16 protein-coding genes, 1 other RNA gene and 1 pseudogene are annotated in these 15,693 nt (G+C 57.3%); 3 read left to right on the top strand and 15 right to left on the bottom strand.

Annotated elements, in window-relative coordinates; all coding sequences use genetic code 11:
• The 3 genes and pseudogenes from AAC035_RS08980 to rsmI all read right to left on the bottom strand — a co-directional run.
• Positions 1–135, bottom strand: a pseudogene (locus AAC035_RS08980) (cell division/cell wall cluster transcriptional repressor MraZ); the annotation flags it as partial.
• Between the two features lie 533 nt (positions 136–668).
• An RNA gene (gene rnpB, locus AAC035_RS08975) (RNase P RNA component class A) lies at positions 669–1,020 on the bottom strand.
• Between the two features lie 58 nt (positions 1,021–1,078).
• The gene (rsmI, locus tag AAC035_RS08970) at positions 1,079–1,942 is read right to left on the bottom strand and encodes a 16S rRNA (cytidine(1402)-2'-O)-methyltransferase (RefSeq protein ID WP_339802787.1); all 864 of its coding nucleotides are present in this window, start codon (positions 1,940–1,942) and stop codon (positions 1,079–1,081) included.
• A gap of 100 nt (positions 1,943–2,042) precedes the next feature.
• Here rsmI and AAC035_RS08965 point away from each other — a divergent pair, with 100 nt between their 5' ends.
• The 3 genes from AAC035_RS08965 to AAC035_RS08955 are packed head-to-tail and all read left to right on the top strand — an operon-like array spanning position 2,043 to position 4,981.
• Entirely contained in the window at positions 2,043–3,965 is a 1,923-nt protein-coding gene (locus AAC035_RS08965; protein ID WP_339802784.1) for a penicillin-binding protein activator, read from the top strand.
• A gap of 27 nt (positions 3,966–3,992) precedes the next feature.
• Positions 3,993–4,388: a YraN family protein gene (locus AAC035_RS08960; protein ID WP_339802782.1), complete on the top strand. Its 396-nt coding sequence runs from the start codon at positions 3,993–3,995 to the stop codon at positions 4,386–4,388.
• Positions 4,389–4,390: 2 nt separating this feature from the next.
• Positions 4,391–4,981 (top strand): SIS domain-containing protein, encoded by a 591-nt coding sequence (locus tag AAC035_RS08955; protein WP_339802779.1) that lies wholly within the window; start codon positions 4,391–4,393, stop codon positions 4,979–4,981.
• A 31-nt stretch (positions 4,982–5,012) separates the two neighbouring features.
• Here the strand turns inward: AAC035_RS08955 and AAC035_RS08950 are convergent, their stop codons facing one another.
• From AAC035_RS08950 to AAC035_RS08895, 12 genes are all read right to left on the bottom strand, one after another.
• Positions 5,013–5,447: a ClpXP protease specificity-enhancing factor gene (locus AAC035_RS08950; RefSeq protein ID WP_339802776.1), complete on the bottom strand. Its 435-nt coding sequence runs from the start codon at positions 5,445–5,447 to the stop codon at positions 5,013–5,015.
• Between the two features lie 50 nt (positions 5,448–5,497).
• Entirely contained in the window at positions 5,498–6,127 is a 630-nt protein-coding gene (locus AAC035_RS08945) for a glutathione S-transferase N-terminal domain-containing protein (protein WP_339802773.1), read from the bottom strand.
• A 110-nt stretch (positions 6,128–6,237) separates the two neighbouring features.
• A complete protein-coding gene (locus AAC035_RS08940) occupies positions 6,238–6,993 on the bottom strand; it encodes a cytochrome c1 (protein ID WP_339802770.1) in 756 nt (251 codons plus the stop codon).
• A complete protein-coding gene (locus tag AAC035_RS08935; RefSeq protein ID WP_339802767.1) occupies positions 6,993–8,225 on the bottom strand; it encodes a cytochrome bc complex cytochrome b subunit in 1,233 nt (410 codons plus the stop codon). Before AAC035_RS08935 ends, AAC035_RS08940 begins: the two co-directional genes overlap by 1 nt.
• A complete protein-coding gene (gene petA, locus AAC035_RS08930; protein ID WP_339802764.1) occupies positions 8,225–8,818 on the bottom strand; it encodes a ubiquinol-cytochrome c reductase iron-sulfur subunit in 594 nt (197 codons plus the stop codon). Before petA ends, AAC035_RS08935 begins: the two co-directional genes overlap by 1 nt.
• Positions 8,819–9,070: 252 nt before the next feature.
• Entirely contained in the window at positions 9,071–9,463 is a 393-nt protein-coding gene (gene rpsI / locus AAC035_RS08925; RefSeq protein ID WP_339802761.1) for a 30S ribosomal protein S9, read from the bottom strand.
• Between the two features lie 12 nt (positions 9,464–9,475).
• A complete protein-coding gene (gene rplM, locus AAC035_RS08920; protein ID WP_339802758.1) occupies positions 9,476–9,904 on the bottom strand; it encodes a 50S ribosomal protein L13 in 429 nt (142 codons plus the stop codon).
• 241 nt (positions 9,905–10,145) lie between these two features.
• The gene (locus AAC035_RS08915; RefSeq protein WP_339802755.1) at positions 10,146–10,913 is read right to left on the bottom strand and encodes a TatD family hydrolase; all 768 of its coding nucleotides are present in this window, start codon (positions 10,911–10,913) and stop codon (positions 10,146–10,148) included.
• Positions 10,914–10,948: 35 nt separating this feature from the next.
• Positions 10,949–12,535: a peptide chain release factor 3 gene (gene prfC / locus AAC035_RS08910; RefSeq protein WP_339802753.1), complete on the bottom strand. Its 1,587-nt coding sequence runs from the start codon at positions 12,533–12,535 to the stop codon at positions 10,949–10,951.
• A gap of 123 nt (positions 12,536–12,658) precedes the next feature.
• A complete protein-coding gene (rimI, locus tag AAC035_RS08905) occupies positions 12,659–13,132 on the bottom strand; it encodes a ribosomal protein S18-alanine N-acetyltransferase (RefSeq protein WP_339802750.1) in 474 nt (157 codons plus the stop codon).
• Positions 13,129–14,001 (bottom strand): hypothetical protein, encoded by an 873-nt coding sequence (locus tag AAC035_RS08900; RefSeq protein ID WP_339802747.1) that lies wholly within the window; start codon positions 13,999–14,001, stop codon positions 13,129–13,131. Before AAC035_RS08900 ends, rimI begins: the two co-directional genes overlap by 4 nt.
• 31 nt (positions 14,002–14,032) lie before the next feature.
• Positions 14,033–15,583, bottom strand: a complete 1,551-nt coding sequence (locus AAC035_RS08895; RefSeq protein ID WP_339802744.1) for a 2-isopropylmalate synthase — start codon at positions 15,581–15,583, stop codon at positions 14,033–14,035.
• Between the last annotated feature and the right edge of the window lie 110 nt (positions 15,584–15,693).

The following is a 15,693-nucleotide window of genomic DNA, read 5'->3' as shown; positions in this document are numbered from 1 at the left end:
CTCTTCGTCGGCATTGGCCGTCAGCACGATACGCCCGCCGCAACTTTGCTGGAGTTCTTCACGCACACGGGCAGGAATCGCCAGGCGACCCTTTGCGTCCATGTTGATTGCGTGACTGCCAAGAAAGTTGCTCATTATCGCTTTTGGTGCAGATCGCTCTGCTGCCTCCTTTGCCTGCCGTCAACCTGCGGCAGAACCTTGTGTGCTGGTGCTTGTCCGGTGCCGGAACTCAATAAAGACACCTGACGCGAATTCGTTTGACCTTTGATCCGGTGCTGTCAGCGGCAGGATTAACACTTCTAACCACCAACCCCCACCAATCTTCCACTTAAAACCACTCGTAACCACTTTTTCCCACTTCTGCACACTATAGAAACACACCAGTGACAATGCAAGCAGCAATAGCGCTGCGCACATTACAAAAGTTTCTTTAATCACAATGAGTTAGCGAGGATTAACCAGGAAAAACCAGAGGCCGGACAGAAGAAACGCCGGCAAATCAAACGACTGCAAAAATTTCCAGAGAAAGTGAGCGAAGTTTAAGATTATTTTGCTATAACCAGCTCTGTATAAAACGAAGACAGTTCACAATAGCAGCCTGGCGCCGCAAAGGGACGGACAAGCCCGACGCCAGGATAAGTAACGCAGAAGTACGATACAGAAGGAAAAAAGAGAGCTCGCCGATAAGCCGGGTTTTGTCGTGGACAGTCATTCATCTAGGGCCTGCGTCACCACAGGCCTCAAGCAACCTACCCGAGTCCAGCGCGGGCCACGCCATAGGACTCCTATTTGGTCTTGCTCCAGGTGGGGTTTTCCATCGCCGTGAACTGTTGCCAGTCACGCGGTGCGCTCTTACCGCACCATTTCACCCTTACCGGCGCCCGAAAGCGCTTAGGCGGTATACTTTCTGTTGCACTTTCCGTCGGCTCACGCCGCCCAGGCGTTACCTGGCACCTTGCCCTGCGGAGCCCGGACTTTCCTCCCCCGGCGTTAACCGGCGGCGACTGTCTGGCGAGCTCAGGCGAGACCATACCCGCAGCGACATGTGCGCGCAAGAAAAAACCATCAGGCAGTACCGTTATTCGTTACGCAGCGCGAGCGCCCGCTGGTACAGTTCGTTTTTGGAACCACCGGTCAGCTCCGCTACAATTTTTGCCACCTGCCTGAGTGGCAGTTCCGGTAACAACAGGTTCAGTAAACGGTCAACATCCAGCACGTCCTCGCTCCGCTCTGACGACGGCGCCCCCGCCACAATCACCACGAATTCTCCTTTCGCAGCGTTGGGATCGTCTTTCAGTTGCGCAAGCACCTCTTCTGCCGATCCGTGATAGAACGTCTCAAACGTCTTGGTCAGCTCCCGGGCTACCACCACCTGGCGCCCCCGGCCCAGACACTCGCCAACATCCGCGAGCATGGCTGACACCCGGCGAGGTGCTTCGTAGAAAACCATGGTCGCCGCCTCCCGCCCCAGCGACTTGAGCGCAGCCCGTCGTGCCGAGGCCTTTGCCGACAGGAAACCCTCAAACAGGAATCGATCCGTCGGCAACCCCGCTGCACTCAGGGCCGCCACAAATGCACAGGGCCCGGGCACAGGAATGACCCGGATTCCCCTGGCCCTGGCGTCTCTGACCAGCACATAGCCGGGATCTGAAATCAGTGGGGTTCCGGCATCGGAAATCAGCGCAATGGACTCTCCTGCGGCGATCCGATCGAGGACACTGGCGGCCTTGTCCCGCTCATTGTGATCGTGCAACGCCAGCAGCGGTTTGCTGATACCCAGGTGCTGCAACAGCTTGCCGCTATGCCGCGTATCTTCTGCCGCGACCCGGTCCACCTGGGCCAGAATCCGGCTTGCCCGGACCGTGATGTCATCCAGATTACCAATGGGTGTTGCTACGATATACAGCGAGCCTGGCTCACGGGAGCCGGAATCTGAAACCACGGATATTCCTCCGATATGGCGGGTATGACAGCTACGTCATGTGAAATAGCTGTTGAGCTGGTAAACTTGCGGCTCTGGAAGATCTTACCCCGGAAACAACATGATGCCGGCGAAACGCCAGCACCTCAAGGGAGCCCTGCCCGATATGAGCGAGTATCTGAAGTCCGTGCGCCGACTCGCCCTTGCCTCCGCGATAGTTGCCGCGGTGTTGAGCGGTTGTGCACCAGTAAGCCTGAAACCGGAAGATGTCCGGACGGCCGAGCAGGCGATTGATGCCGCCAGCCAGATCGGTGCGACCGCAGAACGTCAGCGTTTCCTGCTGCGGGCGGCTGCCGACTTCCAGAAAGCAGGTGATCACCCGTCCGCCCGCCGGGTCCTGCAGGCGGAGGCATTGCAGACGCCGGAGGAAACCGTCGAAGCGCAATACCGGCTGCTGGCCATGTCATCCGCCGTTGCTCTTGAGGATTACCACTGGGCCGAAAACCTGGCGGCCCTGATACCACCAGACCAGCACCTGCGCTACCCGGACGAACTGAAACCTGCCGCACTGGACGCCCAGTACCGCCTGTACAATCTGGCCGGAGAACCCATGAAAGCCGCGCTGACACTGATGGGTGCAGCACCGGAAACCAGCGGGCTCGAGCTCCAGGAGCTCAACGACAGAATCTGGCAGGCATTAAAGCGCAGTAACGATGACTTGCTGAATGAAGCCGCAACCACGGTGGTCGGTTTCGAGAGTCAGGGCTGGCTTGAGCTGGCCGCAAGAATGCGGGAACCGGGACTGAGCCTGGAAGCACAGGGCCGCATTATACGGGAATGGCGCTTTAACTGGCTCGGCCACCCCGCAGCGGAACTGCCGCCAAGTGAACTTCGGCTGATCGCAACATTGCTCCAGCAACAACCCGGCCATATTGCATTAACCTTGCCTCTCAGCGGCCCCCTTGCGGAGGCCGGAAAAATGGTGCGGGACGGTTTTCTGGCTGCCTTTTACGATGCGGAAACCGCCCGTGCCAGCGACGAAAATGGCACCTCAGCCGATGGCCTTCGCATCACCATCACCGACAGTCACGGCAAATCGGCCAGTGAGCTGCTCGAGATCTTGATGCGGCAGTCGCCGGATATGATCGTCGGCCCCCTGGAAAAGGAAACGGTAACGGCACTGGGTCAGATGGAAAGCCTGCCAGTACCCGTGCTCGCTCTCAACTACGTGTCATCTGACGCCTCGGGCACACCGGCGAACCTGACCCAGTTCGGACTGTCCGCTGAAGATGAAGCACGCCAGATCGCCGACCAGGTTATCGAAGAAGGCCTGGGCCAGGTACTGGTGCTGATCCCCCGGGGAGAATGGGGGGATCGCATCGAACAGGCACTGAGTGCGCGACTGGGTGACCACGGTGGCATCATCCTGAACAGTGACCGCTATTTTGGTACCGATAATTTCAGAGAAATTACCGCCGACCTGCTGGGCATAAACACCAGCCGCCAGCGGGCTCTGGAGTTGCAACGCACCATCGGTCGAAACGTCGAGTTCGAACCTCGCCGGCGCCAGGACGCGGATGCCATTATCATGGTTGCGCAACCGACCATTGCCCGCCAGTTCAACCCTCTGTTCGGATTCTACTTTGCCGGCAACATTCCGGTGTTTTCACCGTCGGTGATCTATGAAGGGCAACCAGACCCGTCCCGTGACCGGGACCTCAACGGTGTCCGCTTTACCGACATCCCCTGGATCCTCGAACCCGACACAGAGTTTCGCGCCACTACCCGCACGCATTTCCAGGGTGTCGATGGCCCGCTGGGCAGGCTATTCGCCATGGGCGCTGACGCCTGGGCCCTCAGCTCCCGCCTGCCCCTGATGCAACAAGTGGACGATACCCGGTACAGTGGTCATACCGGTACCCTGGCCCTGGACCGCCAGGGCCGCATTCACCGGTCACAACTCTGGGCCCGATTCGAAAACGGCAGCCCGGTGACCCTGAAACCCGTCAGCGACCAGGACGAAGGTAACATAGCCACAGACTGACACATACCAGCGCGCAGGATGCGAAGAATGAACAACAGGGAAGGCTCTCCCGGAAATACCGGGGCAGATCGCAGGGAAACCGGGCAGCACATGGAAGGAGTCGCTGCCCGCTACCTGCAAAAGCAGGGCATCGGCATCATCGACCAGAATGTGTTCAGCCGGGGTGGAGAAATCGATCTCGTTGGCCGCGATGGTGATACCATAGTGTTCTTTGAAGTGCGGTACCGAAGCCGGGGCAGCCTGGTTGGCGCCGCCGAATCCATTAGCTGGCGTAAACAGCAACGAATGCTCCGGGCTGCATCCTACTACATTCATCGCCATCAGCTATGGAATTACAATTGCCGCATAGATGTCATTGCAGTGGCGCCCGGCGTGACTGCCCGCTATAACATCCGCTGGATAAAAAACGCGATTCAGGCCTAACTATGAGCACGACCGACGACATCGTCAGCCAATGGTTCGCAAGCCATATGGAACACACCGCCATGACTGCGAGCCTGGTCAGCCCCCTGATACCCCGGGCGGCCGATGCCATGGTGCAAACCCTTCTGATGGACGGCAAGATACTGTCCTGCGCCAACGGCAACGCGAACACCGTAGCCCAGTATCTGTGTACCACCCTGCTGGGGCGACTGGAACAGGACCGCCCGGGGCTTCCCGCCATCAATCTGGGGGCCGATGGCACCACCTACTCGGCCATATGCCGTGACAACCGCTTCAATGAAACCTTCGCGCGACAGGTAACCGCTCTGGGAAAACCGGGCGACCTGCTGATCACACTGGTGGATGACGGTCACAAGGCCAATCTGATTCAGGCCATTCAGGCGGCCCATGACCGGGAAATGAGGGTAGTGGTAATGAGTGCGCGGGAAAAAACAGACATCACGTCGCTGCTGCAGCCCGATGATATCGAAATCGCCCTGCCCGACCTGTCACCCACAGCTGCACTGCCTGTCATGATGGTGATCAGCGGAGCGTTGTGTCGACTGGTAGAACAGAATCTGTTTGCCGACTAATACCGATCGGCAAACAGACAACTGACGGGGCTTATTTGACGACCTTGAGGCTGGGCCTGCCGCTGGGGCGTTCAGAGTCTGCAGGGCCAGACTGCGCTCCGGACGGCTTACCGGATCCATCAGGATCAGGTGAACCCGGCTCACTGCCAAACACCATGCCTTCACCGTTCTCTCTGGCGTAGATCGCCATGACCGCATGCAGTGGAATATACACCTGCATCGGCACACCACCAAAGCGGGCACTGAACTCCAGCGCGACATCTCCAACTTCCAATGCCTTCACCGCAGACGGACTGATATTCAGGACTATCTGCCCGTTGGCCACATGCTGAGCCGGTACCTGAACGCCCTGGATGCTCGCATCAACCACAATATGAGGGGTGCAATGGTTATCAAGAATCCAGTCGTTGAATGCCCTTACCAGATAAGGACGACTGGAACTCATGGTTACCTTCTGATCAGACACGTAGCTCTCCCGAGCAATCGGGCCCCGGACTCCGGGGCCTTACCCTCAATTTAACTGCGGATGTCTTCTTCAAGATCAGACAGACTCGCCTTGAAACCCTCACGAGCAAACAGACGATCCATATACTTCTGGATCGGACGGGCCTGCTTGTCATCAAGCTCAATTCCCAAAGCGGGCAATCGCCAGAGTATCGGAGCGATACAACAATCCACAATGGTGAACTCTTCCGACAGGAAGAACGGCATTTCCCCGAACAACGGTGCCGTCGCCACCAGACTTTCTCTCAATTCCTTGCGCGCCGCCTCAGACGCCTTCTGGCCGGGCTGGGCAAGAATCTGATCAACCATGCCACACCAGTCTTTCTGGATCCGGTGGATCATCAGGCGGCTGTTTGCACGGGCTACCGGGTACACCGGTAACAAGGGCGGATGAGGAAAACGCTCATCAAGGTACTCCATCATGATATTGGGCTCGTAGAGCACCAGATCACGATCGACCAGCGTAGGCAGCGCATTGTACGGATTCAGATCCGCAAGCTCCGCCGGTGGGTTATCAGGGTCTACATCTACCACATCAACGGTAACGCCCTTCTCCGCCAGCACAATACGCACACGATGGCTGTAATGACTGGATGGGTCTGAAAAAAACGTCATTGATGACCTTTTGGTCACAACGCCCATAGAACGACTCCAAGATTAAGTAAACCGGACAAAACCCATATAACGCAAAAAACCAGCGGGCCATCACTGACCCGCTGGGGCGTTAGCTTCGCGTATTATACCTCAAAACCCTAGTGCACGTCTTTCCAGTACTCACGGTTCAGCAGGTACGCAAAAATAAAGAAAATCGCAATAAAGATCAGCACAAGGATACCAAGGCGCTCACGCTCGACCTTGACCGGATCTCCCATGTAGGACAGGAAGTTGGTCAGATCGTACATGGCGGCATTGAACTCGGCCGGCTCCATGGAACCCTCAATCGCCCATTCCGGACAGATATCTGCGTTCCGGACATTGCCGCTGAGCGGATCAACACTCGGCGCCGTGCCAATGCGCGGCGGAACCGCACAGAGACCCTGCATGTCGACCAGTACGTGTGGCATGCCCACATTTGCGAACACGGCGTTATTGACGCCCAGAGGACGGGTGTCGTCCTTGTAGAAGGCCCGGAAATAGGAATACAACCAGTCTTCACCACGCAGGCGTCCAACCAGAGTCAGGTCAGGGGGGGCATTACCGAACCAGGCCGCAGCCTGGTTCTTGTCCATACCGATTTCAATCAACTCGCCGATACGAACGCCCGTGAAGATCAGGTTTTCCTCGTACAGCGGGCGAGGAATATCCAGATCATCCGCAATCCGCCCATAACGGCCGTACTCCATGGAGTGACAGCCAAGGCAGTAGTTGGAGAAAAGCGCAACTCCGCGCTGCAAGGACGCCTTGTTGGTGTGATCCACCGCTACGGTGTCCAACGGACCCGACGGCCCGGCGGCCAGCCCGAGGGCTGGCAGGAGTACGATGAAAAGACCCAGAATCAGCTTTTTCATTATCCTGTCACCCTCTCTGGTACTGGCTTGGTTTTTTCCATTCGAGTGTAGAACGGCATCAGAATGAAGTAGAGGAAGTAACACGCGGTCAGGAACTGAGCCAGCAAGGTACGGCCCTCGGTTGCCGGCACAATGCCCAGATAACCCAGCACCACAAAGCTGATCGCGAATATAGTCAGTGCAATCTTGCTCAGCATGCCTTTGTAACGGATAGACCGCACCGGACTGCGATCCAGCCATGGCAGTACGAACAGGATCGCAATGGCTCCGCCCATTACCACTACCCCCAGGAACTGGGCCGGCAACCCGAACAGATCAAAGTTGATGGCACGAAGCATCGCGTAGAAAGGCGTAAAGTACCAGACAGGTGCGATGTGATCCGGTGTTTTCAGCGCGTTTGCTGGCTCGAAATTGGGTTTCTCAAGGAACAGCCCACCCATTTCCGGGAAGAAGAACACCACCAGACAGAAAACGAACAGGAAAACACCCACGCCCATAAGGTCGTGAACGCTGTAGTAGGGGTGGAAAGGAATACCATCTTTCGGTATGCCGTTCTCATCCTTGTTTTTCTTGATGTCGATGCCGTCAGGGTTGTTGGAACCCACCTCGTGCAAAGCCAGGATGTGAAGGACCACAAGGCCCAGCAACACAATGGGCAAGGCAATGACATGCAAGGCAAAGAAGCGGTTCAGGGTAATTCCGGAAATCAGGTAATCACCACGAATCCACAGCGACAGATCATCACCGATCACCGGAATGGCACCGAACAGGTTAACGATAACCTGGGCACCCCAGTAAGACATCTGACCCCAGGGCAGCAGGTAGCCCATAAAGGCTTCCGCCATCAGCACCAGATAGATCAGCATGCCAAAAATCCAGATCAGCTCGCGGGGCTTCTGGTAAGAGCCGTACATCAGTCCCCGGAACATGTGGAGGTAGACGACGACAAAGAATGCAGAGGCACCGGTAGAGTGCAGGTAGCGCAGCAGCCAGCCCCACTCCACATCACGCATGATGTATTCCACAGAAGCAAACGCGCCCTCACCTGAGGGGTTGTAGCTCATGGTCAGCCAGATGCCGGTAACCAGCTGGTTAACCAGCACCAGCAACGCCAGCGACCCGAAGAAATACCACATGTTGAAGTTCTTCGGAGCGTAGTACTTGCCGAGGTGCTTGTTATAAGCCTCGACAATAGGAAGCCGCTCATCAACCCAGGATATCAACTTGTTCATCACGCAGCCTCCGGATCCAGTCCGATCGTCAATGTGACATCGTCATCAAAGCGATGGGGGGGAATTTCAAGGTTATCCGGAGCAGGCTGGTTACTGTATACGCGGCCCGCGAGATCGTAGCGTGAACCGTGGCAGGCACAGTAGAAGCCTCCCAACCAGTTCGGCCCGAGATCCGCTGGTGCCACTTCCGGACGGAACTGAGGTGAACAGCCCAGGTGGGTACAGATTCCCACAAGTACCGCATATTCCTCTCTAACCGAACGCAGAGGACCCTGCACATAAGAGGGCTGCGACGCAGTTTGCGACTCAGGATCTCTCAGCCTGTCATCAAGCGTGGTAATGTTTTCATTCATTTCCGGTGTCCGGCGCAAAACCCAGACCGGCTTGCCTCGCCACTCAACAGTCATCTGCTGGCCCGGCTCAATCTTGCTGATATTGACGGTGACCGGCGCACCTGCCGCTTCCGCCTTGGCACTGGGGTTCCAGGACGCCACAAACGGTACAGCTGCACCGACGACGCCGATACCACCCACCACCGAAGTCGCGCCGATCAGAAACCGGCGTCGGCCCTGGCTAACGTCGCCATTGTTCATTATGGTTTTCTCCCATCAGGCAACACACTACACCCACGGATCGCGGGCAGCGCATTGAAAAGGACTTCACAACCCAAAATTATAAGCGGACAAATGGTAATGAAATTACCGCCACCTTACAAGCCGGAAAGGCCTTGGCTGCACCCCTGCGGGGCAACGATCACATTGGGTCCGCGCACGCAAAATCACAAATCACAAACAAAAAGCCCGGCACAGGGCCGGGCTTTTTGAACGTACAGTCTCGCAACAAGCTTAACGCTTGGAGTATTGCGGACGCTTACGCGCCTTGCGAAGACCGACTTTCTTACGCTCAACTTCGCGGGCATCACGGGTCACATAACCCGCTTTACGCAAAGATGGACGCAGAGTTTCGTCATATTCCATCAGGGCACGGGTCAGACCGTGGCGAATTGCGCCAGCCTGACCACTGATACCGCCGCCCTTGACGGTGACAGAAATATCAAATCGATCCGCAGATTCTGCGAGTACCAGCGGCTGACGAACGATCATCCGCAGGGTTTCACGACCAAAGAAATCTTCGATGGTGCGACCGTTGATGGAAATGTTACCGCTACCCGGCTTGATAAACACACGAGCCGTGGAAGTCTTGCGGCGACCAGTACCGTAATTTTGTGCTACAGACATATCCGCCTTCCGTTAAATGTCGAGTTCTTTGGGCTGCTGGGCTGTGTGAGGATGCTCAGCACCGGCATAGATTTTCAGCTTTTTGAACATGGCGCGACCGAGGGGTCCCTTCGGCAGCATGCCTTTCACAGATTTCTGGATAATCTGCTCAGGTGCCTTTTCAACCAGCTTCTCGAAGTTGATGGACTTGATACCACCGGGAAAGCCGGTATGGCTGTAATACATTTTTGCAGAAGCCTTTTTGCCCGTTACCCGAACCTGGCCTGCATTGATCACAACAATGTAATCACCAGTGTCTACGTGGGGGGTGTACTCAGGCTTATGCTTGCCCCGCAGACGACGGGCGATCTCGGTTGACAGACGACCCAGCGTCTTGCCGGCTGCGTCTACAACGTACCAGTCACGCTGTACGGTTTCTGGTTTCGCACTCAGAGTCTTCATTGAATCCGCCTTGAACGCTACATAAAAATAAACGTTTATAAAACCTCACCACCGGGATGTGGGAGTGACCCGGTGAAGGTTTGTACCTGATTGCCGATAGCCACTTTGGCTGCCGGCGGACGTCAACATCATTCGGGGCTGAGATGATATTTCCGTCATGAAAAGCCAGGGCGCGGAGTATATCTGAATGACCACAGAAAACCAAGCCTATAGCGGATTCTGTTCAGACCAGCGTCGCAAATTACTGAGCCCGGCAGTAAAGTCGGGTTGCGTTATTCCACAGCGCCTCTTCCAGAACGTCCGCCGGTTCCGGTCGCAACGCAAGCAGTGCCCTGAACACGTCAGCCAGTCGCGCCGGCTCGTTTGCCCCTTTCGCGACACCCGACGGCGGCATATCCGGTGCATCTGTTTCGAGAACCAGCGCATCGAGCGGTAACGCGGCAACTGCGTTGCGGGTCTTGCGGGCTCGCGGATAGGTAATTACCCCGCCGATACCCAGCATGCAACCCTGGTCCACGAACACTTTGGCCTGCTGGTAACTGCCGGCGAACCCGTGCACCAGCATGGGAGCCGTCAGCGGTTTGCGGCGCAAAACCGCCGCAACCTCATCGTGGGTTCTCACAGAATGAACCACCACCGGCAGCTTCAGATCCCGGGCAATATCCAGCTGACCCTCGAACCAGGGCAATTGCTGGTCCAGACTACCCCGTAACCGATCAAGCCCGCATTCACCAAGACCGAGGCAGCCTGAACCGACGCTTACCGCCTGCCGCAGCCGGTCCAGGGCACCCGGCCCGTGCTCGTCCACAAACCAGGGATGAATACCCAGACAGTAAGCCACCTCGGGGAACTGATCAGCGACCGCCACCACCCGCGGCCAGTCGGCTTCCCGCACCCCCGGCACCACCAGCCGGCTGACACCCACCTGACGGGCTGCGGACAAGAGGGTTTCACGGCGTCCGTCAAAGACCGGAAAGTCAAAGTGGCAGTGAGCATCCATAAAGCTCATGACCGACACCTCTCATCTGGGACCGTGGTCTGTTTTCAGTGTTCCCGGGTCTTATGGAACTGGATATCCGGGTGCCGTTCCTGAGCCAGTTGAAGGTTTACCATGGTGGGCGCGATGTACGCCAGACGGTCACCACCATCAAGGGCCAGGTTATCATTGGCCTTACGCTCAAATTCATCCAGCTTGCGGTCATCCGTGGATGTTACCCAGCGTGCCGTGGCGACGTTGATGGGCTCGTACACGGCCTCAACCTTGTATTCGGTCTTGAGGCGACTGACCACCACATCAAACTGCAACACACCGACCGCACCAACGATCAGGTCGTTATTCTTCAGCGGCCGGAACACCTGGACCGCACCTTCCTCTGACAGCTGGATCAGGCCTTTCTGTAACTGCTTGGTCTTGAGCGGGTCCTTCAGGCGAATGCGTCGGAACAGCTCCGGAGCAAAGTTGGGGATGCCGGTGAACTTGAAATTCTCACCTGCGGTAAAGGTATCCCCAAGCTGAATGGTGCCGTGGTTATGAAGACCAATGATGTCGCCGGCAAATGCCTGTTCGGCATGCTCACGATCGCCCGCCATGAAAGTCAGAGCATCGGAAAAACGCACGTCTTTCCCGATACGCACATGACGGGCCTTCATGCCCTGGGAGTACTCACCGGAGACCACACGTAAAAATGCCACCCGGTCCCGGTGCTGCGGATCCATGTTTGCCTGGATCTTGAACACGAAACCGGAAAACTGCTCCTCGTCAGGCTCCACAGTGCGCTGATCGGTTGCTCTTGGCAGCGGCGGCGGAGCCCACTCCACAAGACCATCCAGCATATGATCGACGCCAAAGTTGCCCAGAGCGGTGCCAAAGAAAACCGGCGTCAGCTCGCCCGCCAGAAATAACGCCTGATCAAACTCGTTGGATGCGCCTTTTACCAGGTCAATTTCATCCCGCAGCTCCTGGGCGTAACTGCCAAGCACAGTGTCCAGTTCCGGATTGTCGAGACCGGATATCACACGGGTTTCCTGAATCCTGTGCCCTTGCCCGCTCTGGTAGAGCACAACCTCATCCCGGAGCAGGTGATAAACACCCTTGAAACTCTTACCCATACCAATGGGCCAGGTAATGGGGGCGCAAGCGATCTTGAGAACGTCTTCAACTTCGTCCATCAGATCCACCGGATCACGGGTATCCCGGTCGAGCTTGTTCATGAAGGTAATAATCGGGGTGTCCCGCAGGCGGGTTACTTCCATCAGCTTGATGGTACGTTCCTCAACACCCTTGGCGCTGTCGATTACCATCAGGCAGGAATCCACCGCCGTCAGTGTTCGATAGGTGTCCTCGGAGAAATCTTCGTGCCCCGGCGTATCCAGCAGATTAACCAGACGCCCCCCGTAAGGAAACTGCATAACGGACGTGGTTACGGATATACCCCGTTCTTTCTCCATCTCCATCCAGTCAGACTTGGCATGCTGGCCGGACTTCTTGCCTTTCACCGTTCCCGCTTTCTGGATAGCGTGTCCAAACAGCAAGACCTTTTCGGTAATGGTGGTCTTACCGGCATCCGGGTGCGAGATAATGGCGAAGGTGCGCCGGTTGGACACTTCTTTGGCAATTCGACTGTTGGACATACACTCACATATCAGAAGAAGGATGTATTCGGAGGTTACCGGAGGCGGGCAGCAAGGCAAGCCACAGGAAATTTCAAGTGCCGTATTTTCGCCGATACTGATCCCGGACACAAACAGTAGCGGTCAGTCCCCGGAAAAAGACAGGGACATAACAAGCGCGTCTTCCCTGCCCCCCGGATCAGGATAATAGCCGGGACGCTTGCCTATCACCGTAAAGCCCTCCGAAAGATAGAGCCTCTGGGCACTCAGGTTGCCGGCGCGAACCTCGAGAATCACCTTGCCCATGCCCCCACTCACGGCTTCTTTGAGCACATGTCGCAATAGCACCCTGGCCAGGCCGTGACGGCGGTGACGTGGAGCAATACAGAGATTCAGGAGATGCCCCTCATCATACATCAGGGCCAACACCGCGTATCCGGCCAGGGATTCGCCTTCCGCCAAACCCAGCAAACGGTAATTGACCCGGAAGCAATCTCTGAAGACCGACTCACTCCATGGGTGAGAATATCCCTGATGCTCAAGCTCCATGACCTGCGGCAAGTCTGCCTCTGCCAAAGGCCGAACAATGAAATCTGCCGTGGCGTAACCAGCCTTCACCGGGCCGCGCTCTTGGCGGCCAGGGGTCGGAGCGCCGTCCACAGGGTCTTTTTCTCCATGGGCAGTGAGGCCAGTCCGGCCAGACTCACCTCTCCCTGGAACACGATGTCTCCCAGCGACTTCGCCAATGGCTCAAGGACTTCCCGCTGCGGGGAATCCGCTGCCGGAAGAAGCCCCAGGCAAACAACCCGGCCGGACTCCCCGGCGCTCTCTTTGATCCGCTGGAGAACCTCCGCAAGACCGCCTGCATCCCCACCGGGTACCGCAGGATTGCTGAACACCGGCCACCGCACCTGGACTGAGGTAACCACAGTTTCACCCAGCGCCGCCAGAATACCCCGGGCCAGACGCTCCTCAAGATCGCGGCTGGCACCTTCTGTGAGCGCACTGACCAGCAACCAGGAACCGGCGCGCCAGAAGCCCCAATGAACGGCCACCGGCACTAGCTGCTGCCCGGCCGGCGGCGACTCCATTGCCGTTTCTGCCGGTACAGAACCGACCACCGGGACACTGACAGGCGCAGGCCCGGCAAGGGGCTGCAGAGTAATGTCACCAGCTTCGGCGCCCGGGAGCCGCTCTGGCACCGTGACTTTCGGTGAAGCCCCGTCGGCGAGCAGGCTCTGGATTCTGGCCAGGCTGGCCGGTGCCTCTCCCGACCGGCTGGTGCCTGCTCTGCTGCCCGCCTCATGTTTAGACTGCGCTCTTGCGCTGACTGGCGGAGCATCGCCGGGCAACGGCGGAGCTGGCTCCTCCGGAAACTCATAGCAGGGACTGGGCGCCGCTGCGGGCAGGGGCTTGCGAGCGTACCAGACCCGGACACCGGCGACGCCCAGCACAAACTGGCGCCGAGCTTCATTCATCATGGACACGGGGGCCCCATCTCCTTGCCGGATCTGTGGCTCAGACATCGGCAGCCTGAGGATGCTGACGAATTCCACCACGGCTGATCAGGTTGAGGGCCTCGATATAGGCCTTGGCCGATGCAATGATGATGTCGGTATCAGCGCCCACACCGTTAACAATTCGACCACCCCGTTCAAGACGGACGGTCACCTCGCCCTGGGCATCGGTACCACTGGTAATGTTGTTGACAGAGTAGAGTTGCAGATTACAACCCGAGTCCACCAGCGATTCGATGGCCTTGAAGGTGGCATCCACGGGACCACTACCTTCCGCCTCCACCGTATGCTCTTTTCCGTCCATCAGCAGAGTGACGTTTGCTCTGGGAACGACACCGGTTTCTGAGCAGACTTTCATACAGACCATAGAAAAACGCTGGTCCTCCTCGCTTTGCCGCGTATGGCTGGCGATGGCCTGAAGATCCTCGTCGAAGATTTCGTGCTTCAGATCCGCCAGTGCCTTGAAGCGGGTAAAGGCTTCGTTCAGTTCTGTTTCCGTGTCGAACTGAATACCCAGCTCCTGCAGTCGGGTACGAAATGCGTTGCGGCCGGAGTGCTTGCCCAGCACCAGGCTGTTGGTATGCCAGCCTACATCCTGTGCCCGCATGATTTCATAGGTTTCACGGTGCTTCAGCACACCATCCTGGTGGATACCGGATTCATGGGCGAAGGCGTTGGCGCCAACGATGGCCTTGTTGGGCTGCACCGGAAACCCGGTAATGGTGGATACCAGGCGGGACGCCGGCACAATATGCCGGGTGTCAATCCGGGTGTCTACGGTGAACAGGTCCTGACGGGTGCGAACCGCCATGACAATCTCTTCCAGTGAGGCATTGCCTGCCCGCTCGCCCAACCCGTTGATGGTGCACTCTACCTGCCGCGCACCCTGCTGGACCGCAGCCAGGGAGTTGGCCACAGCCAGACCCAGATCGTTATGACAATGAACAGAGAAGACCGCCTTGTCGGCGTTCGGAACCCGCGCCATGATCTTGCCGATGGTGTCGCCAAACTGTTCCGGGATCGCATAGCCTACGGTGTCCGGTATATTGATCGTGCGGGCACCGGCATCAATGGCCGCTTCGATAATACGGCACAGGAAGTCCAGCTCTGAGCGGCCCGCGTCTTCGCATGAAAACTCCACGTCGTCGACATGGTTACGGGCCCGTTTGACCGAGCGAACCGCTTGCGCGATGACATCGTCCGGCTCCATCATCAGCTTGTGCTTCATGTGGATCGGAGAGGTGGCAATAAAGGTATGAATACGGGGCCGTTCCGCCGGGCGAATGGCCTCTGCGGCGCGATCAATATCCCCGTCCAGCGCCCGCGCCAGACTGCAGATAGTGGACTCCCTGACATTTTCAGCGATACCACGAACAGCATCAAAGTCACCCTGACTGGCAATTGCAAAACCCGCCTCGATCACATCCACCCGCAGTTTTTCCAGGATCTTTGCAATCCGGAGCTTCTCGGCCTTGTTCATGGTTGCGCCAGGGCTCTGTTCACCATCGCGAAGAGTGGTATCAAAAATGACGAGATGGTCTTTCGGGGACATGATGAGCTCCATCGGGAGGAAATTCAGTTTGAATTGATCAGGCATGAAGTATATCGTAAGCGTCCGGTGATCACATCTTGTCAGGTATAACCGGCGTCCAGTTATGGGGC

Source organism: uncultured Marinobacter sp. (assembly GCF_963974375.1).
Lineage (GTDB): Bacteria > Pseudomonadota > Gammaproteobacteria > Pseudomonadales > Oleiphilaceae > Marinobacter.
Note: the sequence above shows the minus strand (reverse complement) of the source record. Positions and strands in the feature narration are given on the sequence as shown.

What these genes read in the sequence shown, in the direction of transcription:
- AAC035_RS08965 (WP_339802784.1), top strand. Translation starts at nt 2,043, where the DNA reads ATGATGCCGGCGAAACGCCAGCACCTCAAGGGAGCCCTGCCCGATATG.
- AAC035_RS08960 (WP_339802782.1), top strand. Translation starts at nt 3,993, where the DNA reads ATGAACAACAGGGAAGGCTCTCCCGGAAATACCGGGGCAGATCGCAGG.
- AAC035_RS08955 (WP_339802779.1), top strand. Translation starts at nt 4,391, where the DNA reads ATGAGCACGACCGACGACATCGTCAGCCAATGGTTCGCAAGCCATATG.
- AAC035_RS08945 (WP_339802773.1), bottom strand. Translation starts at nt 6,127, where the DNA reads ATGGGCGTTGTGACCAAAAGGTCATCAATGACGTTTTTTTCAGACCCA.
- AAC035_RS08940 (WP_339802770.1), bottom strand. Translation starts at nt 6,993, where the DNA reads ATGAAAAAGCTGATTCTGGGTCTTTTCATCGTACTCCTGCCAGCCCTC.
- AAC035_RS08935 (WP_339802767.1), bottom strand. Translation starts at nt 8,225, where the DNA reads ATGAACAAGTTGATATCCTGGGTTGATGAGCGGCTTCCTATTGTCGAG.
- petA (WP_339802764.1), bottom strand. Translation starts at nt 8,818, where the DNA reads ATGAACAATGGCGACGTTAGCCAGGGCCGACGCCGGTTTCTGATCGGC.
- rpsI (WP_339802761.1), bottom strand. Translation starts at nt 9,463, where the DNA reads ATGTCTGTAGCACAAAATTACGGTACTGGTCGCCGCAAGACTTCCACG.
- rplM (WP_339802758.1), bottom strand. Translation starts at nt 9,904, where the DNA reads ATGAAGACTCTGAGTGCGAAACCAGAAACCGTACAGCGTGACTGGTAC.
- AAC035_RS08915 (WP_339802755.1), bottom strand. Translation starts at nt 10,913, where the DNA reads ATGAGCTTTATGGATGCTCACTGCCACTTTGACTTTCCGGTCTTTGAC.
- prfC (WP_339802753.1), bottom strand. Translation starts at nt 12,535, where the DNA reads ATGTCCAACAGTCGAATTGCCAAAGAAGTGTCCAACCGGCGCACCTTC.
- AAC035_RS08895 (WP_339802744.1), bottom strand. Translation starts at nt 15,583, where the DNA reads ATGTCCCCGAAAGACCATCTCGTCATTTTTGATACCACTCTTCGCGAT.